This is a genomic window from Campylobacter sp. BCW_6460 (genome assembly GCF_001762705.1).
Classification (GTDB): domain Bacteria; phylum Campylobacterota; class Campylobacteria; order Campylobacterales; family Campylobacteraceae; genus Campylobacter_D; species Campylobacter_D jejuni.
Genome location: NZ_MJXI01000031.1, coordinates 1 through 19,100 on the forward strand (window position 1 = coordinate 1; position 19,100 = coordinate 19,100).

Here is a 19,100-nt window from a genome sequence, read left to right on the forward strand (position 1 = left end):
AAGCCGTTAAAGAATCAGTTCAAACCGTATCAGTTGTAGAAGGTGGTAATCTAACAGCAAGAATTACTGCTAATCCAAGAAACCCACAACTTATTGAACTTAAAAATGTTCTAAATAAACTTCTTGATGTTTTACAAGCTAGAGTAGGTTCTGATATGAATGTTATTCATAAAATATTTGAAGAATATAAAAACTTAGATTTTAGAAATAAAATCTCTAATGCTTCAGGAAGTGTTGAATTAACTACTAATGCTTTAGGTGATGAAATAGTTAAAATGCTAAAACAAAGTTCAGACTTTGCTAATGCTTTAGCTAATGAAAGTGGAAAATTACAAACTGCTGTTCAAAGCTTAACCACTTCTTCAAATTCTCAAGCTCAATCTTTAGAAGAAACTGCAGCAGCTTTAGAAGAGATCACTTCTTCTATGCAAAATGTTTCAGTTAAAACTAGTGATGTTATCACTCAATCTGAAGAGATTAAAAATGTTACAGGTATCATAGGTGATATTGCAGATCAAATCAATCTTCTAGCTTTAAATGCAGCTATTGAAGCAGCTCGTGCTGGAGAACATGGTAGAGGCTTTGCAGTGGTAGCTGATGAAGTTAGAAAACTAGCTGAGAGAACTCAAAAGTCTTTATCTGAAATAGAAGCTAATACTAATTTACTTGTTCAATCTATCAATGATATGGCAGAAAGTATTAAAGAACAAACTGCAGGTATTACTCAAATCAATGATAGCGTAGCACAAATTGATCAAACTACTAAAGATAATGTTGAAATTGCTAATGAATCAGCTATTATTTCTAGTACAGTAAGTGATATAGCTAATAATATCTTAGAAGATGTTAAGAAGAAGAGGTTTTAATTAGTCATTCAAGCCCAAAAAAAGGGGCTTGAATTTTAAAAATTTATGCTATGATTTTATATATTTTATCAAGGAAAACATATGAATTTATGGGATAAAAAAGCCAAAACTTACACAAGATATCAAAACACTTTAAACACGATACAAAAGCAAACTTTTGAATATTTCCAAAATTTAAAGATTTCTTTTCAAAATAAAAGCATTATAGATATAGGATGTGGAACTGGAGTTTGGACTTTACACTTAGCTAAAGAAGCTAAAGAAATTTTAGCTCTAGATAGTGCAAATGCTATGCTTGAAATTTTACAAGAAGATGCTAAAAAACTAAATCTTAACAATATAAAATGCGAAAATTTGAGCTTTGAAACTTGGATGCAAAACAATCCTAATGCTAAATTTGATCTTGCATTTTTAAGCATGTCCCCTGCTTTGCAAAATGAAAAAGATTATGCAAATTTCTTAAATCTAGCTAAAATAAAAATTTATCTTGGTTGGGCTGATTATAGAAAAAGTGATTTTTTAGATCCGATTTTTAAATATTTTAATACCGAATTCAAAGGTTTTTATAAAAAAGATTTAGAAAGTTATTTGCTAGAAAAAAATATATTTTTTCATAAGATTGTTTTTGATGAAACACGCAAAGTTCAAAGAACGAAAGAAGAGGCTATAGAAAATGCTCTATGGCATTTAAGCATGAACAAAATCACAGCTTCTAAAGAAACTGTAAGTTCTTTTGTTGAAAATGATATTATTGAAACTATAGAATCTAAAATAAAACTTTTAATTATAAATAACTTATAAAAACATTAAGCTTATATTTATTACAATTTCACCGATTATTTCAAAGGAGTTTTTAATGGTTAAAAATTTAATCATCAAATTTGGACGCTTGATTCTTGATGCAATTGCAGCAATAAGTTTTGTTGTAGCTTTGCTTTATTCTCTTTTTATGATGTTTAGTATTGGATTTCTAGCTGGTTTATTGTCGCTGATAGTCAGTTTTATTGCTTTATTTTTAAGCTTCTTTGTGATCTATCTTGTTATAGATATCAGAGATACTCTTGTAAATAAAGCTTAAATTTTCCACCTTAAAGGTGGAAATCAATGTTTTAATTGAAATTTTAAAATTTCTCCGGCCATATAAGGCACGACTTGATTGTATTTATCTTCATAAACATTTGGCACTTGCCATTCTTTTTCTTCTAAAGTTAAATTTTATCTTCTTTAAATTTCAAATCATAAATTTTACAAGCATTATAGCTTAAAAATTTTTGCAAATTTTCTTCAGAGCTATTTTAGCTGAAACAGATTTATAAAGGTAATTTTGAAAATCCTTTGCATATTTTATAAATCATCTGATTATTTTTTTAAATATGCAAGAACTACAGAATTAAATAATTATAAATATCTTGACTATAGAAAAACATTCCTGTTAATAAATATATAAAAATCTAACAAATTATGCTAGATTGATTTTTGAAATTTCATCTTGTATTTTTAAAGTCTCATTTAAAGTTTGTATGATCAAAGTAAAATGCTTATGATCTATGTCTTCTTCTTTGTGGCTTTTTAAGTATTTATCTAGCACAACATAACCACCTATTTTAAACTCATAAATTTCAAGACTTACTTCGTTAAAATACAAACTTTCGTTTATGAAAAGTTCTTTTGTGTCTTTGTTATATTTGATTTTTTGTATTTTGAAATTTTTATTTTTAATGTCTTTAAACAAGGCTTCACCTACATTAAAATCTAACTCATTATTTTTTAACAAATGTAAATTTATAAGTTTTAAACCTAGTTTGCTTAAGTTTTTAAAAGTATTTTTATCTTTTGTAAAAGGAATTTTTGGAAAATCAATTTTTAAAAAGTCAAGATATTTTTCTCTATAGTTTTTATGAAAAAGCACAGCATAGATATAGCCTAGTATGTTTTCAGGTGAGAATTTTTCTTTGTAAAGCTCATCTATGAAAGCTCTAAAGTTTTCTTTGAAATTTTCTATTTTTGAAGTGAAATTTTCTTCATTAAAATTTGGATTTTCTTTTTTTAGGAATTTTTTACTTCTAGTTGTAGGGTAAAGATAAAGTGGATAAATATAGCTACCACTACCCACTAAATGCAAATCTATGATTTTGTTACTAATAAAAATATTATTAATATTATTTAATTTTGTTCCTCTGTCACAAATTAATCCTATATTTTCATTTTCTAAAAAATGTTCCATTGTTTCAATTCTAGGTCTTTCCACTTTTTTTATATCATAATAAATTTTTTGTGTATCAAAAGGTCTGTATGCTATTTCTTTTATATTTTTCTTATCAAATTCATTATAATAATCATGAATTTGCTGTTTTAATTTTTCAGTATTGGTTGATATTAATATAGAATCTTTAGCACTAACAATCCCTACGCTTGATAACATAAAAATATCTTTTACGCTTATGCCTTTGTTGTATTCTTCTAACAAGTCATTATTTTGTGGCAAGAAAAGATAAAAAGGCTCGTTGTTTTTAACTAAAGTCCATTTTATAGAATTTAAGTTATTTTCATATAAAAATTCGTATTTATCTTTTCTTTTGCCGTATAAATCATGATAATAAATTTTTGTATTTTTAGCTTTTGAATTTTGTTTTATAAAGATATTTATACTTACTCCTTGCATGATATCAAAGACATTATCATCTTTGCTTCCATCAGGAGCTTTTTCTTTTTTTCTAGTATCGCCGTGTAAATTAAGTATATAAATTTTATCAAAGCTTTGCATTAGAGAATATCTCATACCTCTAAAGGTAGGATTATCTAAAAAGCTATTATTTGAAATAAAAGCAAAAATTCCACTTTCTTGAAAGTCTATTTTGCTTTGGGCAAAGCGTATGAATTTTACATAATCATCTAAAAGCCATTTTGGATTTTTTTCATTTTCTAGTTTGTGTTTTTCGTATATGGCTTTAAAAGTGCTTGTGTTTTGCTTTGTTTTTTCTTGAAAATATAAATTTATATATTCTTTTTGCTCTTTGCTAAGATTTGCTTTGCTTGGTTCTAAACCATAGCTTATTTTAATCTCATCTTCGTATAAGCCTTTGTTACTACTTGCTCCACTATATGGTGGATTGCCTGTGATGATTAGAATTTGTTCTTCTTTTATCTTTTGGGCTTTTTTAAATTCTTTTGTTAGATCAATGAGAGTAAAAAGCGTGTTTTGATCATTTTGTTCTTTGGATATGCTTTTAGAATATAAAGTATTTGTTAGTGCTATTTTAAAACTTTCATCATCGTTTAATGGAGAGTTAAATTCTTCTTTGAAGCTTTGAGAAAGTTTTAAGTGCGCTATAGTATAAGGTGCTATTAAAAATTCAAAACCGCAAAATTTGCCTATCAAAGCTTTTGGATTGTAATTAACGCTATTTTTGTTTATAGGCTCTAAGGCTTTTCTAAAAGCTTCAAGTAAAAAGGTGCCAGTGCCTGTGGCAAAATCAAGCAAGGTTATATTTTTATCTAAAGCTTCACTTAATCCTTTTTTGTGATTGAAATCTTGTTTTAAAACTTCATCAACAGCATTGATGATGAAAATTACTACAGGTGCAGGAGTATAATACACTCCCCTTACTTCTCTAAGCTTTGGATCATAGCTTGCTAAAAATGTTTCATAAAAGTGCAAATAAGGATCTTTGTGAGTAGATAAAATAGTAGGACGATTAAATAAGTCTTTCTCGCCTGTTTTGTTTAATTCTTTTATAATGCTTGTAATATCTATGTGATTTATAATGTTTATGATTTCTTCTAAAAGCCATTTTATATTTTCTAAATTTTCAAAACTATCATCTAAAAATCCACTCATAGAACGGATTAATGGAAATGATTTTGGTATGAATTTTTTAGCATTGTTTAAATCTATTTCTTTTGCGGTATCGTTATTTAATTTTGCTAAGAATAAGCTATAAGTTAAAGTTTGTGCAAAAGAATCGCAAAATTCTTCATAGGATAATTCTTTATAAAGTGTTTCTTTGAAAGTATTAAATAAACTTATCAATGCTTCATTTTCAATTGATAATAAAAGCTCATCTTTTAAAATTCTTGTTCTTAGGCTTAGATGATTTGCAAAATCTAAAGCTGAATTTATGGGATTTGGGATTTTAGAAAAAAATATGCTAAAAAGTTCGTTTAACTCTTGTGTTTTAGTATCTAGTAAAGATTGATTTTTAACAATGCTTTTAATCTCATCAAGAGAGCAAATTTTTACTTCTTTACAAATGATAATTTCATTTTTATCATTTAAACTTAATAATATAAATCTTAAATAATCTGTGAGAATGATATTTGGGCTTAATTTTGTGTATTTTAAAATTTGATCACTTGTTATGATGTTATCAAGATTTGCATTTACTCTTTTGTTTTCTATGTAACCTAGTGTTAGAAAATCTTTTGTAATTAAAAAATCTGGAGCGCCTCTACCTTCTTTGTCATTGTTTGGTTCTTGTTTGATAGAGATTTTATTTTGCTTGTCTTGATTGTCTTTTATAGCTTGCAATAAATTTTGCAAAGCTGTTCTATGTGTGTGTTCCTTATCATTGATAGAAATATCTTTTATGTTTTCTAGATAAGCTTTTAGCATTAATTTCCTTTAATTTGCGACTTTGAAATTTAAAGTTTTCCCTGCCATAAATGGCACTACATCGCCGTATTGTTGCGCTACTTGCCATTTTTTTTCTTCTAAAGTTAAAATTTTATCTTCTTTAAATTTCAAATCATAAATTTTACAAGCGTTATCGCTTAAAAATTTTTGCAAATTTTCTTCGGAGCTATTTTGCTTAAATAATTCAGCTAAAACAGGTAAAATCACTGGAGCACTAAAAACTCCAGCCGCACAACCGCAACATTCTTTAGCGTGCAATGGATGAGGCGCGCTATCACTTCCAAACATAGCCTTTTCATAGCCACTAAAAGCAAGCTCACATAAAGCGTCTTTATCTTCATAGCGTTTTGCAATAGGCTTGCAAAATAAATGTGGATCCATCTTACCTCCTACTACATCATCAAGCGTTATCATCAAATGATGCAAAGTAATAGTTGCGTATAAATTTTCATAATCTTTTAGCAAATCACACAAAACCTTAGTGGTAATATGCTCCATTACAATTTTTAATTTTGGAAAGTTTTTTGCTAATTTTTCATAGATTTTAGCAAAATTTGCTTCTCTATCCATTACAAAATCATTTGTTTCACCATGCACTAGCAAAGGAATATTTAAATCACTCATAGCCTCTAAAGTAGGTTTTAAATACTCTATACCGAAATTTGAAACTCCGCCATTTGAATTTGTTGTAATTCCTGCTGGATAAAGCTTAATGCCAAAAATTTCATCTTTGGCGCTTTGAAGAAATTTCTCATCATAATTTTTAAAAAAAAGTGTCATTAAAGGAGTGAAATTTTTATCTTTACAAGCCTTAATGATACGCATTTTATAAGCTTTTAGATCTTCTAAATTACAAAGTGGAGGGATTAAATTTGGCATAATCACAGCTGCACAAAAATCTCTTGCACTCAAAGGTGCGATAAGTTCTAACATTTGATTATCTCTTAAATGCAAATGCATATCTAAAGGATTTTTAAGTATCATTTTTACCTCCTATATTTAGCTGATAAAATCCATTCTTAAGGCGCTTAAAAAGCTTTTTTTCTTCTAAAAACTTAAAAGTAGCGATGATAGTGGGTTTGCTTTGATGTAATTTTTCTTCAAGCTCACTGATTTTAATCATAATAAAACCATTTTCATCAGCATTTTCACATAAAAATTTTAACAATTCAAAACGTTTTTTTCCTAAAATTTCTCGTATTAAATTTTCAAATTTCATAAGTAAATGCTATATAAAATAAAGCCCCAAACAAAAAGAGCTAAAAGCACACTAAAAAACACTGCCGCACTCGCACAATCTTTAGCGATTTTTGCCTTTTCATGCCATTCATTAGTAACTAAATCAACGCAAGCTTCAATAGCCGAATTTAAAGCTTCTATAATTAAGATAAGCATTAAGACACTTACCAATAACAAATGCTCCAAAAAACTAACTTTTAAGAAAAAACTAAAAACTATCGCAGGGATAATAATGCAAAGTTCAATTCTAAACGCCATTTCATTTTTAAATAAAGCAAAAATCCCTTCTAAAGCATATCTTGCGTTATTTAAAAAATGATATTTAGGCTTCATGGATTTGCCTTAAGTTTAGGATTTAATAAATCATATTCTGGTTCATAAACACTTGTTTTTACATCAAAATATCCTAAAAGAGTACTAAAAAGATTATCTTGAGAAAGTTTTAAACCTTTATGCTCTTTAGCTAAATTCATTAATTTTTCATCATTGCTCCAAAAAATAGCAGGAATATGAGTTTGATAACTTGGCGCTATAGCATAAGGCATACCATGAAGATAAATACCGTTTTCACCCAAACTTTCACCATGATCTGAAAGATAAAATAAAGAACTTTCATAATCTTTTTGCTCTTTTAATAGTTTTATAATCTCACTTAAAAGATAGTCTGTGTAAAGTAAAGTATTGTCATAAGTGTTGATTAAAGCCTTGTTATCACATTTTGAAAGTTCATTAGTATCACAAGTTGGAGTAAATTTTTTAAATTCATTTGGATAGCGTTTATAATAAGTTGGCCCGTGAGAACCTTGCAAATGAAGAACTATTATATTTTGATCACTTAAATGATTTAATTTTTCTTTAAAAGGAGTGAGTAAATTTTCATCCAAATCACTAGAAAGTTTTTGCTTATAAGCTAATCTATCACAAACCCCTTTACAACCACCAGAATTATTATCAAACCATGCAGCATCTACACCTGTTTTATAAAGTATATCCATGGCATTTTCTTGAAATTCTGAACTCGAATAATCTCTACGCTTGGATATAGAAAACATACAAGGTAAACTTACCGCTGTTGCTGTTCCACATGATGAAAAATTATCAAAAAAGACTACATTATCTTTTTTGGTATAAAAATTGGTATCATTTTTAGTATATCCACCCAAAGAATAATTTGCCGCTCTAGCAGTTTCACCCACTACCAAAACTAAAAGTTTTTTAGTGTGATTGTTTTCTCTATAAGCATCATTAGCTATAGTTTTAAATTCTGGTTTAGCTTTTACAAAACGAACATAATAGCGATATACGGCATAAAATTGATAAAAAGGTGTATTATACATTCTTATTTCATTATAGTTTCTAAAAAAAGGCAAGAAAGTTTTGCTTAAAGGGATTAAAACTACACTAACCACAATCAAACCTGATATTATATTGATAATTTTAATTTTCATATGGGATTTAAAACTGCCATAATCAATTTTTACTTTAACAACATAAAAAGCCAACAACAAAGCCAAAACAATAAATAAAATTAATTTTAAATTTAACAAATCTTTTACTTCTTTGATATCTGTTTGAACAACATTTTGTATCATATCAGAGTCTATAAGCACTCCATAAAAACTAATGAAATAAACACTTAAAAAAGATGATATTATAAACAGTATAGAAAAAAATTTAGTAAAAAACTTTATAAAAAGTAAAGAGCAAACCACGTGAACAAGGGCAAAATAGGCCACAATAAAAACAAAAGTTATAAACCAATTTTGATTGTTTTTTTCATACACAAACTCAAATAAATTAAAATTTAATATTGCAATCATTAAAGAATTTAAGAAAGTAAACCAAAACCAAGTTAATCTAAGCATATAAATCCCACCTTCAAATTTAAGGTTTTAATTTTATTGAATTTTTTTAAATGGATTGTAGTTTTAAATCTTTTTATGTTATGATTTACACTTTTAATGACAATTTTAAGGAAAATAATGAAACTACTTTCATGGAATGTCAATGGCTTAAGAGCTATTTGTGATAAAAATGCACTTGATTGGATAGCACAAGAAAAAATTGATTTTATAGGTTTTCAAGAAATCAAAGCACATGAAGATAAATTTCCTAAAAAAATTTATGAATATCCTTTTAAGCACATGTATTTTAATTCTGCCAAAAGAGCGGGATATTCTGGGGTAATGAGTCTTTGTAATTTTGATAGCGAAGTAAAAAAATGTGAATTTTTTGATGATGAAGAAGGCAGGGTTTTAGAACACCGTTTTAAAAATATCGCACTTTTTAATATCTATTTTCCAAATGGTCAAAAAGATGAAGAGCGTTTAAATTTTAAGATGAAATTTTATGCAGATTTTTTAGTGTATTTAGATAAGCTTTTAAAGGATGGATTTGAAATTATTATTTGTGGCGATGTTAATACCGCTCATAAAGAAATCGATCTTACCCATCCAAAAGCCAATGCCAACACTTCAGGTTTTTTACCTATAGAAAGAGCTTGGATTGATGATTTACTAAAACTTGGTTTTATAGATACTTTTAGAGAAATTAATGGTGAAATCAAAGAAAAATACTCGTGGTGGAGCTATAGAATGAAAGCAAGAGAAAGAAATGTGGGTTGGAGGATCGATTATTTTTTCATTTCAAAAGGTTTAAAAGATAAACTTAAAAACGCTTTCATAAGAGATGATATTTTTGGCTCTGATCACGCACCTGTAGGCATAGAAATAGATATTTAATATCCCAAAAAATGGGATATTATTTTTTAACAAATTTTTTTGCTTTTTCCCAAAGTCTTACACCGAGCTTTTTAGCTTTTTTGGAATTTAAATCTTTGTATTTTTCACTAGCAATTTTTTCTAATTCAAAAATTTCTTGTTTAAAACGATTTAATTTTCTTTGAGTAAGTTTATTAAAATCATTAATCTTTGGATTTCTCTTAATATCATTTAAAACTAGTATTAGTTGCTCTCTGCTTTCACCTGCAAGACGTCTAAATTTAGCAAAAAGATTATCAAGTTCATGTTCTAGCAAATTCTCAACTATACTCTTACAAGGATCATTTTGCAGTTGAATCTCTTTTTTTAAAAGAGCAATAAAATCATCTTCTATACCTATTAGTTCTTTGCTTTTTAAACTAACATCTTCTTCAAAATTTGCATAAGTTAATGAAGCTTTAAATTTTTCCATTGCTAAAACAATACCATCTCTTATGCCTTTAATCACACCTAAACAAAGATCTTTTGCATAAGCCATAGATTCATTAGCTATTTCAAAAGCGGTATTTAAAATAATACTTGAAATTTTTAAAATTCTTTCTTTTTCAAAATGAGCTTCACAAATAGCATTATATACGAGATTTTTAGCTATTTCGCTACTTGTAAGTTCTATATCTTCAGCCTTTTCTAATGTGGTTAAAAAAGCACTTTCAGCAGTTTCTTTTAAAATTCCAAGCATTTCTATATCAAATAAAATAGCATCATTTAAACCACCGCTAAATTCATTACAAAAAGAACATTCTTGTAAAATACTCTCGAATTCAAAAAAATTATCGCTGATTTGATTTTTAATCAAATTCTTTTGATTTTCAATCTGTTTGTTTAGTAATTCAGCTTCACTAATATACTCATAAAGCGAATTTTGAGCATCTGCAACACTTGCTTTTACCAGAGCCTTAATAACCTTTGAAACATTTTCATCGTCACAAAAATCAAGTTTTTTTAAAATAGTTAAAAATTCAATCAAAAGAGAATTTAAAACTTTTTTTGTTTCATGAGGATTATGTGAAATTTGCTTATATGCAAGATTAAAACTTAAGTCTTCAAGTAAATCACTTGCTTCATATTTACCGAGATTTGATAAAGAATTTTCAAAAATAATTAAAGTATTTTTCATTTTTCCTTCTTTCTTAAAGTACAAATTTTGCTTTAGCTTTTAATTTATCAAATATATCCAAACGATCTTTTTTGCTATCAACATAAACATTTAATAAATAACTTGTATATTTTCCACTCGCACTTGAATTCGAATGCTCAAATTTATATTCTCTTTGACCTAAAATTTCTTGAAAAATTTCACTTGGCTTAACATGCACCTCAAAAATCACCTTATAATCCCAAAAAGTAGGATAATTGATTTGAGGTTCTTTTTTAAGATCGCACAAATTTACCACTTTTGCCTCCTTCTTTGCTTTCAAGCACTATATCCATAATCCTCATTGATTTATCTACAGCCTTGATCATATCATATATAGTTAAAAGTCCTATACTAACCCCACTTAAAGCTTCCATTTCAACCCCTGTTTTACCTTCACACTTAACTGTTACAATAAGCTTAAATGCACATTCTTTAACAAATTCCACAATATCAGTTTCGACTTTAGAAAGCATCAAAGGATGGCACATAGGAATAATTTCACTTGTTTTTTTAGCCCCCATTATAGCCGCAACAATAGCTGTTTGAAGAACAGGACCTTTTTTTGCGGTATTGTTTTTAATTACATCAAAAGCTTCTTGACTCATATATATCATACCACTGGCTGTGGCTATTCTTGAAGTAATATTTTTATCGCTTACATCTACCATTTTAGGATGATTTTTTTCATCTAAATGACTTAATTTCATAAATTCACCTTTTAAAAAATTATAAAAATTATAGCAAAACCAAACAAATTTAAGATAAAATAAACTTTGTATTTTTATTTAAGGAGAAAACAATGGCTTATGAAGATGAAGAAGATTTAAATTATGATGATTATGAAAACGAAGATGAAGAATATCCACAAAATCACCATAAAAATTATAATTACGATGATGATGATTATGAATACGATGATGATAACAATGATGATGATTTTTATGAGATGGATTAAAATACAAAATTTTCATCTTTAAATTACAAGCAATGTCTTCACAGGGCTTGTAATTCATATCTTAATAATACCCAACGCACATACTCTCAGTGATTTTAATACGCTTTTCAAAAGGAGCTGGGCTAAAAAAATGGCATTTTTCTATATAAATATGCTGATGATAATTTAACCCTAAAAAATCATAAAATTTTTTTAGATTAACAAATTTAATCCCGCAAATCTCCTTAAGCTCTAAAAGTTTATAAATAGAAGAATTATTTTTTTCCACTAAATGAGAAGGGGCTAATCCAGTAAAAGAACAAAAAGCACTTGCCAATACAAAACCATTTAAACCACTACATTGCCTTAAAGCTTGCTGATGTTTTTCTAAAATGCAATTTCTATGCAAAAATATAATTCTTGTTCCTTGATATCTACCTATTTCTACATTTTTCCAAAATTTATAAGCATTTTTTGAAATTCCAGCAAAACGATGAAATTCAGCGTTTAAAATATAGTGATCTAAAAATTCATTAGGTGGCAAGATTAAACTTTTCATCACTACAATTTAGAGCCTTAAAAAGGCTCTTTAATCTTCTTTGTTTAAATTTTCCTTAGCTTTGCTAGGAAGCTTAGATAAAAGATTGTTTAAATCAAAATTAATTCCTTGAGTTTTTGCCTCTTCAAGTAAAGCAACTGCAGCTTTTACGTTAAATGGAGAAGAACCATCATGCGGAGCAAAAAGATGATCTGTTATTGCTAAAGCATAAGCGGATTTTTTCACTTCTTCACGAGCAGCATGAGGAGTGCGAACAAAACATATGCTTTCAATCAAAACATCATCAAAATTCCAACGATGTAATAAAAATCCCAAAAAAGAAATATGATCTACGCCTAAAAATTCATTCTCCGCTAAAGCAAGATTTTCATTTTTATTTAAAAAAGCCAAAAAATCCTTATCCTTATGATTTTGTATGAGAAAATTAGAAAAAATAACAATTCCAAGCCTTAAAAGCATTGCACAAGGCACTAAAAGATGAGAAAGTTTTTTATCTTCATCATTAAGCCAATTTGTGATAAAAGTTGCTTCTTCGTTGCAAGTTTTTAAAAAATTTTGTGTATCCAAACCATAAGGTGAAACATCTATTTTAAAACTATCTCTAATGGAATCAGCCGTAACTATATTGATAATATTACCAATGCCTAATAAAGTAATCACTTGATTTATGGTTGTAATTTCCCTTGTAAAACCATAATAAGGAGAATTTGCTAATTGCAAAAGCTTAGCCGTCATCAACGGATCACTTGAAATGATTTCAGCAACTTTCATGGTTTCTATATTTGAATTAGCCTCGCTCACATATTTTCTTAACTTACTTACAGTATCGGGTAAAGGTGGCAATACTTCAACGCTTTTTAATAAAAGCTCATTCATATCTCCAATCATATTTGATTTATCCTTGAAGTTAGTATTATTATAATTTATGATTATATCTAAATTTTAATTTACTTATTACATTTTTTGTTACTTTAAGATATAATAAAAATTATAAATACTAAAATTTTATATTATTTTTAATTAACTAACAAATTAAAATAATTTTAACGGAGTTTAATCAATGTTTTTTAATTTTAAAAATAAAAGCTCAGCGCAAAAAGAAGAGAGTAAAAAAGTTTTAGAAGCTCTATTTCTTCAAGAAAATGAACTTGAAGAAAAATTAAAAAAAATAAATATCAAGCCAAAATTAATCATAGGCTTTGCGTCGTATCAACTTAACCTAGCAATCATAGGAAATAAGATTCAAAATTCTATAAATGAACAATGTGATATCATCTTAAGCAGTGCTACTGATTTATTGTGCAATCTTGATTCTAACTCAAACATTGAAAACAGCCCTTATAAACAAAATATCCAAGGAATAAGTTTGATGCTTTTTAGCGAAGATATGATAGAAAATCTCTGCACAAATAAAATCAAGCTTTTTAGCAATATAAAAGATTATACAGAAAGAAAAAAACTGATAGAAAAAGAAGTTTTATCTATAAATATACCTTTTGAAGCACACTGCACAAATACTTTGCATTATTTAATTTATGATGGTTTAAGTCAAAGCGAAAGTTCTCTTTTAGAACTTTTATACAAACACAACCCCTATCCTTGTGCTTTAGTAGGAGGTGGATCTAGTGGAAATATGGACTTTAGCGGAACATTTATATTTTATAATGGAGAAATATTAAAAAATCAAGCTTTAAGCATACATGTCCAATTTAAATCTAAATATCGTTTTGATTTAATGAAGTCTCAAAATTTCAATCCTCAAAGCAACATTACCTTTACCATACTTGATGCAAGCTTATATGATAAAACTGTACGCGAGTTTATTGATAAAAAAACCTTTCAATCCATCAACGCGGTTGAAGCTTTATGCAATTATTTTAACTGTACTTTTGAAGAACTTAAAAATAAAATGTAAGAATATACTTTTGCTTTAAAAATTGGAGAAGACTATCTTATTTCCCCTATGGAAATCAACCCAGATAAAACATTATTTAGTTATTGTGATATAGAAAGCGCTCAAGAATTAAGCTTGCTTAAAAAAACAAATTTTATTGAAGCCATAAAAAAAGATTACGAAAAATTTTCTTTTAATAAACCAAAACCACTAGGAGCAATTTTTAATGATTGTATCTTAAGAAGACTTCACAACAAAGAACATTTAAATCAAATCCATTTTAATGATTTTCCTATAGTTGGTTTTTCTAGTTTTGGGGAAATTTATGGAGTGGGAATTGCAAAAAGTTTAGTGGCAATATTTTTTTATGAAGTTGAAAATTTTAATGATTTCAAACCTAGATATTTAAAAACTTTCATACAAAAATACAGCGATTTTAAATACTATTATCTTAATATAAGAGCTCAAAAACTAGAAATGACAAATGAGATTAATAAAATAATTTTAAATCAACTCAAACAAAATACATCAGAAATTGATAAAAATACAAGTATATTTAAAGAAATTTTTGAAGAACTTGAAAATATAAGAAGAAGTCTTACAACCATTAGTGAAAGTTTTACCAATTTCACTAACTACCTAGAATACAACCTTTACCAAAGTGAAGAAAAAATGAATTTAGAAAAAGAAGTGCAATCTTCTTTGAAAAATATAGATCAATTAAATAGTATTTTAGATCTTATTTCAGGGATTGCTGAACAAACTAGCCTTTTATCTTTAAATGCAGGTATAGAAGCTGCTAGAGCTGGAAAACTTGGTCGTGGATTTGCAGTTGTAGCTGATGAAGTTAGAAAACTTTCAGAAAATACCCAAATGGGTCTAGGTGAAATGGAAGGAGCCATTAAATTAGTTATTCAGACCATACAATCCATTGCAAAAAGTTCCAATTCTAGTACTCAAGAAATGAATTTTATAAGGGATAAATCCAATGAATTTTCCAAAATCATTTCAAATCTTATAAATTCAGGTAAAGAAATTTCAGATAAATTAAAACAAAGAAGCAATGTCGGCAAAGATTTTGAAAAAAATGTAAATCAACTCAAATGTTATGAAGATGTTCTAGCTAAATTAAATCAATACTAAAAATTAAGAATTTCAAGAAATCAAAAATCTTGAAATTCTTACACTAAAAAAATTAAAGTGCTTTTTTTACAGCCTCTGCAATTTTTGCAAAAGCAGCAGAATCATTCATAGCTAAATCTGCTAGAATTTTTCTATCAAGTTCAATGCCTGCTTTTTTAAGACCATTGATAAATCTTGAATAACTTAAATCATTAAGCCTACAAGCAGCATTGATACGCACAATCCAAAGACGACGGAAGTCTCTTTTTTTGCGGCGTCTATCACGATAAGCATAGACTAGACTTCTTTCTAATTGTTCTTTTGCTTTTCTAAAATGTTTGCGGCGTCCACTATAAAAACCACGCGCTAATTTTAAAACTTTTTTATGTCTGCGGCGTCTAACAACACCTGTTTTTACTCTTGCCATTTTTATTTCCTTTCATAAAGTGGCGTCCAAATTTGGAGCTTGCCCTTGAAATTTTATCTCAGAGGGGAGTTTGAATGACTTTTAGTCAAAAACTTAAATTCCTAGCATTTTTTCAACAGCTTTTACATTTGTGCTATGCACATATTTAGCTGTGCGAAGATCACGCATTCTTTTTGCAGGTTTTTTAGTCAAAATATGACTTCTAAAAGCTGAGCCTCTTTTGATTTTATTTTTACCTACTTTGAAGCGTTTAACTGCGCTTTTAACGCTTTTCATCTTTGGCATACGCTTTCCTTATTTAGATAAATTTTTATTTTTCAAATTAAAAGAAAAGCTAAATACTATCAAATTTTTTCTAATTTTTGACTGAATTTAATTTTTAAAAAACTTGGCACACCTTTTGCTTATAAAAAAATCAGCAATATTTTGGAAAGATTTAAAATGACTATAAATTCGGCAAATCCGTATCAAAATTTAACCTTATCTAATCCTTTACAGAATAGCTCTGCTTTAAATTTGATTAAAGATAGCAAAGCTTTAGAACAAGAAGGAAATGAAAATAGCTTAGAACAATTAAGTTATATTTTTAATAATACCACTTATGCTAGTGAATTTGGATTTAGAATCAATAAAGAAGGTTTTTTTGATAAAGATTTAAATAAAATTGCGAATATACCAGAATCTTATGATATCAATATTAAAAGCGTTAGAAGCATAGCAAAAGAACTCGCGAAACAAGATGAAATTTTAAATTATAATAAAATTGATCTACCTTATCTTTTAAATAGCTATTATAGTTCATTAAAATCTATAAATTCAGAATTTTTACAAGATGATAATGCTTATTTAAGTCGCGATTTTATTTCAAAACTATCATCAGGTTTTTCAACAGATAATGGAGAATTTTTGGGCCAAATTTCAAGAATTTATAACAATCAAGAAGAAATTGATTTAGCATTAAGCAATATTACAAATTTAAATACCTTAATGTTAGATAACAAAATAACTAATTTTCATTTTAATAAAGCCATAGAGAATACTTCTTCTAATGAAATTTTAAAACCTTATTTAACTAAAAACGCAGAAGTATCAAAATCTGGTCTTTTAATGAATTTTATATACCATGATATAAAAACCCAAAATGAAAAAGAATTTAATTTTTTTATGAAACCTATCACTCTAGAACTGAGCTCTCATCAAAATTTACAAAAAATTCTTAAAGGCGAGATGGATATAGAAGATTACATCAAAAAAGAAAATGAAAAAAAGATGAGTTTTGATCTTTATCTTTATGTTAATGGTATAGATAAAAAAACAAGTACTCAAGACAAACTATCTGTATTTTTTCAACAATATATTAACTACCAAAAAGATATGGATTTAAGAGAATTTGCAAATTCAAGCTCAATATTTCAAATTTATATCGATCAAAATCGCAATGATTTTGATACTATTAAAAAACAATATCAAAACCAAGGTCAAGACACGCAAAGATTAGAAGAAGTAAATCAACTACGTTCTAGCTCTATAGAAAATTTTCTAGATCGTCGCCAAAAACAAGCAAATATAAATAAAATTCTAAACTCTTATATGTCTGTGATGATTTAAAATAATTTTTATAAAAAATATACAAATTATAAATATTTCAATAATAATAATTTTTATATGAGTAATTAATAAAATTTTAAGCATAATAACATTATAATTCGCTCCCGAAAAAATATAAATATAAAAGCACTCAAAACCATGATTTATAATGAAAAAATTATTTCAATGAATAATGATCTTTTAGATCATCAGCATAAAGAACTTTTTGAAATTTCTAAAAAACTCTCTTTAATGAGCCAACGTCATGTTGAAACAAAAGAATTAAAAATTGTCTTAAGAGAGTTGTTGATAATGATCAATAGACATTTTTCAGATGAAGAAGCCTTTATGAGAGAAATAGAATATCCTTATATCAACCATCATACAAGAATTCACAGAAAAATTATCTTAGAAATTGAAGAAATTATCATCAGTGAAGCTAAATTTGTAAATATAATGATTGAAAAGCTAGATCTCGTTGTTCAAGATTTTATCTTTAATCATACAGTCAAAGAAGATTCAAAAATAGTAAAGTATTACGAAGAAAAATTTAAGAAATAGTATTTCTCATTTTTACTATATAAAATTCACAAAATATTTCACTTTAAAATTTTACTTTAACATTTTATTTTTGTTATAATTTTTAACCTAATTTTTATAAATTTTTGTTATTATCCGTTTTCGAATAAAGATAAAAAATATCCTAATTAAAGTTAAGGATAAATTAAGGATTTTAAAGTGAAAGTATATTTAGATAACAATGCAACGACGATGCTTGATCCTAATGCTTATGAGTTGATGCTACCTTTTTTAAAGGATATGTATGGAAATCCAAATAGCCTTCATCAATATGGAAGCACAACACATCCTGCTTTAAGAGAAGCTTTGGACAAACTTTATGCAGGGCTTGGAGCAAATGACTTAGATGATATAGTTGTAACATCCTGTGCAACAGAAAGCATTAACTGGGTGCTTAAGGGTGTGTATTTTGATCATATTTTAGATAAGGAACGCAACGAAGTGATTATTTCTAGCGTAGAACACCCTGCTGTTACTGCTGCTGCTTATTTTTTAAAAAGTCTTGGAGTAAAAGTCATAGAACTCCCTGTAAATGAAGAAGGGGTTTCTACTGTAGAAGATTTACGTAAAGTGATTAGCGATAAAACAGCACTTGTAAGTGTTATGTGGGCAAATAATGAAACAGGTATGATTTTTGATATTAAAGCGATGGCGGAACTTGCACATGAATTTGGCGCTCTTTTTCATACAGATGCTACTCAAGCAGTAGGTAAAATAAAGGTTAATTTAACTCAAGTAGGAGTTGATTTTGCTTCATTTTCGGCTCATAAATTTCATGGACCAAAGGGTGTGGGTGGACTTTTTATAAAAAAAGGACTTAAACTTACTCCACTTTTACACGGTGGAGAACACATGGGTGGTCGTAGAAGTGGAACTTTAAATGTGCCTTATATAGTGGCTATGGGCGAGGCTTTGCGTATTGCAAATACTATGCTTGATTTTGAAGATTCTCATATACGCCGTTTAAGAGATAAACTAGAAGATCAAATTTTAGCCTTGCCTGATACAACAGTGGTTGGAAAAAGGGAACACCGTGTGCCTAATACAATCTTAGCAAGTATTAAAGGTGTTGAAGGCGAAGCAATGCTTTGGGATTTAAATAAAAATGGTATAGCTGCAAGTACGGGCTCAGCCTGTGCAAGTGAAGCTTTAGAAAGCAATCCTATTATGGAAGCTATCGGTGCGGAGCATGATTTAGCGCATACAGCTTTAAGACTTTCTTTGTCACGTTTTAACACTGAAGAAGAAATTGATTATGCAGCAAAACAAATTAAAAATGCAACACAGAGATTAAGAGCAATTTCTTGTACTTATGCTTATAATCCAAATAATTACAAATAAG

Annotated in this window: 21 protein-coding genes and 2 pseudogenes; 10 read left to right on the top strand and 13 right to left on the bottom strand. The window is 27.8% G+C overall.

The genetic code is table 11. The annotated features are described in order from the left end of the window. The 3 genes and pseudogenes from AJ881_RS05170 to AJ881_RS05180 all read left to right on the top strand — a co-directional run. On the top strand, positions 1–866 hold an 866-nt coding region (locus tag AJ881_RS05170; protein WP_261660185.1), incomplete at its 5' end, for a methyl-accepting chemotaxis protein. An 81-nt stretch (positions 867–947) separates the two neighbouring features. Beyond that, entirely contained in the window at positions 948–1,667 is a 720-nt protein-coding gene (locus tag AJ881_RS05175; RefSeq protein ID WP_070282879.1) for a class I SAM-dependent methyltransferase, read from the top strand. A gap of 55 nt (positions 1,668–1,722) precedes the next feature. Further along, positions 1,723–1,937: pseudogene (locus AJ881_RS05180) on the top strand (hypothetical protein). Positions 1,938–1,967: 30 nt separating this feature from the next. Here AJ881_RS05180 and AJ881_RS09330 read toward each other — a convergent pair. The 6 genes and pseudogenes from AJ881_RS09330 to eptC form a co-directional block, all read right to left on the bottom strand. Next, a pseudogene (locus tag AJ881_RS09330) lies at positions 1,968–2,161 on the bottom strand (dihydroorotase); the annotation flags it as partial. 164 nt (positions 2,162–2,325) lie between these two features. Further along, positions 2,326–5,478 carry a type ISP restriction/modification enzyme gene (locus AJ881_RS05185; RefSeq protein ID WP_070282881.1) on the bottom strand — a complete coding sequence of 1,051 codons (3,153 nt, stop codon included), beginning with the start codon at positions 5,476–5,478 and terminating at the stop codon, positions 2,326–2,328. 9 nt (positions 5,479–5,487) lie between these two features. After that, positions 5,488–6,483: a dihydroorotase gene (gene pyrC, locus AJ881_RS05190; protein WP_070282883.1), complete on the bottom strand. Its 996-nt coding sequence runs from the start codon at positions 6,481–6,483 to the stop codon at positions 5,488–5,490. Then, the gene (locus tag AJ881_RS05195) at positions 6,473–6,718 is read right to left on the bottom strand and encodes a replication/maintenance protein RepL (protein WP_002870642.1); all 246 of its coding nucleotides are present in this window, start codon (positions 6,716–6,718) and stop codon (positions 6,473–6,475) included. Before AJ881_RS05195 ends, pyrC begins: the two co-directional genes overlap by 11 nt. Beyond that, on the bottom strand, positions 6,715–7,071 hold the full coding sequence (locus AJ881_RS05200; RefSeq protein WP_002870643.1) for a diacylglycerol kinase: 357 nt from the start codon (positions 7,069–7,071) through the stop codon (positions 6,715–6,717). Before AJ881_RS05200 ends, AJ881_RS05195 begins: the two co-directional genes overlap by 4 nt. Further along, a complete protein-coding gene (gene eptC / locus AJ881_RS05205) occupies positions 7,068–8,603 on the bottom strand; it encodes a lipid A/FlgG phosphoethanolamine transferase EptC (protein ID WP_070282884.1) in 1,536 nt (511 codons plus the stop codon). The genes AJ881_RS05200 and eptC overlap by 4 nt, the downstream gene beginning before the upstream one ends. A gap of 117 nt (positions 8,604–8,720) precedes the next feature. On the opposite strand from eptC, the gene AJ881_RS05210 reads away from it, so the two are divergent. Continuing rightward, complete coding sequence (locus AJ881_RS05210; RefSeq protein WP_002869154.1) at positions 8,721–9,479, top strand: exodeoxyribonuclease III; 759 nt, start codon at positions 8,721–8,723, stop codon at positions 9,477–9,479. Between the two features lie 19 nt (positions 9,480–9,498). On the opposite strand, the gene AJ881_RS05215 is transcribed toward AJ881_RS05210, so the two are convergent. The 3 genes from AJ881_RS05215 to moaC are packed head-to-tail and all read right to left on the bottom strand — an operon-like array spanning position 9,499 to position 11,363. Continuing rightward, positions 9,499–10,659, bottom strand: a complete 1,161-nt coding sequence (locus tag AJ881_RS05215; protein WP_083259459.1) for a hypothetical protein — start codon at positions 10,657–10,659, stop codon at positions 9,499–9,501. Then, the gene (locus tag AJ881_RS05220) at positions 10,649–10,912 is read right to left on the bottom strand and encodes a DUF493 domain-containing protein (protein ID WP_002861038.1); all 264 of its coding nucleotides are present in this window, start codon (positions 10,910–10,912) and stop codon (positions 10,649–10,651) included. The genes AJ881_RS05215 and AJ881_RS05220 overlap by 11 nt, the downstream gene beginning before the upstream one ends. After that, the gene (moaC, locus tag AJ881_RS05225; RefSeq protein ID WP_002861037.1) at positions 10,890–11,363 is read right to left on the bottom strand and encodes a cyclic pyranopterin monophosphate synthase MoaC; all 474 of its coding nucleotides are present in this window, start codon (positions 11,361–11,363) and stop codon (positions 10,890–10,892) included. The genes AJ881_RS05220 and moaC overlap by 23 nt, the downstream gene beginning before the upstream one ends. A gap of 92 nt (positions 11,364–11,455) precedes the next feature. Between moaC and AJ881_RS05230 the strand changes: the two genes are divergently transcribed. Next, positions 11,456–11,611 carry a highly acidic protein gene (locus tag AJ881_RS05230; RefSeq protein ID WP_002851965.1) on the top strand — a complete coding sequence of 52 codons (156 nt, stop codon included), beginning with the start codon at positions 11,456–11,458 and terminating at the stop codon, positions 11,609–11,611. Between the two features lie 61 nt (positions 11,612–11,672). On the opposite strand, the gene cheQ is transcribed toward AJ881_RS05230, so the two are convergent. Together cheQ and cheP are read right to left on the bottom strand one after the other, a co-directional pair. Continuing rightward, entirely contained in the window at positions 11,673–12,152 is a 480-nt protein-coding gene (gene cheQ, locus AJ881_RS05235) for a cheVAW transcriptional regulator CheQ (protein ID WP_002854628.1), read from the bottom strand. Between the two features lie 27 nt (positions 12,153–12,179). After that, positions 12,180–13,037: a cheVAW transcriptional regulator CheP gene (gene cheP / locus AJ881_RS05240; RefSeq protein ID WP_070252099.1), complete on the bottom strand. Its 858-nt coding sequence runs from the start codon at positions 13,035–13,037 to the stop codon at positions 12,180–12,182. Between the two features lie 172 nt (positions 13,038–13,209). Here cheP and AJ881_RS05245 point away from each other — a divergent pair, with 172 nt between their 5' ends. Beyond that, positions 13,210–14,064 (top strand): FIST N-terminal domain-containing protein, encoded by an 855-nt coding sequence (locus tag AJ881_RS05245; RefSeq protein ID WP_261660217.1) that lies wholly within the window; start codon positions 13,210–13,212, stop codon positions 14,062–14,064. A 48-nt stretch (positions 14,065–14,112) separates the two neighbouring features. Beyond that, positions 14,113–15,186 carry a methyl-accepting chemotaxis protein gene (locus AJ881_RS05250; protein WP_148123005.1) on the top strand — a complete coding sequence of 358 codons (1,074 nt, stop codon included), beginning with the start codon at positions 14,113–14,115 and terminating at the stop codon, positions 15,184–15,186. Positions 15,187–15,238: 52 nt separating this feature from the next. Here AJ881_RS05250 and rplT read toward each other — a convergent pair whose 3' ends face one another. Together rplT and rpmI are read right to left on the bottom strand one after the other, a co-directional pair. Further along, a complete protein-coding gene (gene rplT, locus AJ881_RS05255) occupies positions 15,239–15,592 on the bottom strand; it encodes a 50S ribosomal protein L20 (protein WP_002861032.1) in 354 nt (117 codons plus the stop codon). A gap of 93 nt (positions 15,593–15,685) precedes the next feature. Then, on the bottom strand, positions 15,686–15,877 hold the full coding sequence (gene rpmI / locus AJ881_RS05260) for a 50S ribosomal protein L35 (protein ID WP_002777995.1): 192 nt from the start codon (positions 15,875–15,877) through the stop codon (positions 15,686–15,688). Between the two features lie 156 nt (positions 15,878–16,033). Between rpmI and AJ881_RS05265 the strand changes: the two genes are divergently transcribed. The 3 genes from AJ881_RS05265 (at position 16,034) to AJ881_RS05275 (ending at position 19,099) form a co-directional block, all read left to right on the top strand. After that, positions 16,034–17,200: a hypothetical protein gene (locus AJ881_RS05265; protein WP_002870651.1), complete on the top strand. Its 1,167-nt coding sequence runs from the start codon at positions 16,034–16,036 to the stop codon at positions 17,198–17,200. A 138-nt stretch (positions 17,201–17,338) separates the two neighbouring features. Beyond that, positions 17,339–17,740, top strand: coding sequence for a hemerythrin domain-containing protein (locus AJ881_RS05270; protein WP_002870652.1), 402 nt, complete (start codon positions 17,339–17,341; stop codon positions 17,738–17,740). Between the two features lie 177 nt (positions 17,741–17,917). After that, positions 17,918–19,099: a NifS family cysteine desulfurase gene (locus AJ881_RS05275; protein WP_002870653.1), complete on the top strand. Its 1,182-nt coding sequence runs from the start codon at positions 17,918–17,920 to the stop codon at positions 19,097–19,099. Position 19,100 lies beyond the last annotated feature (1 nt).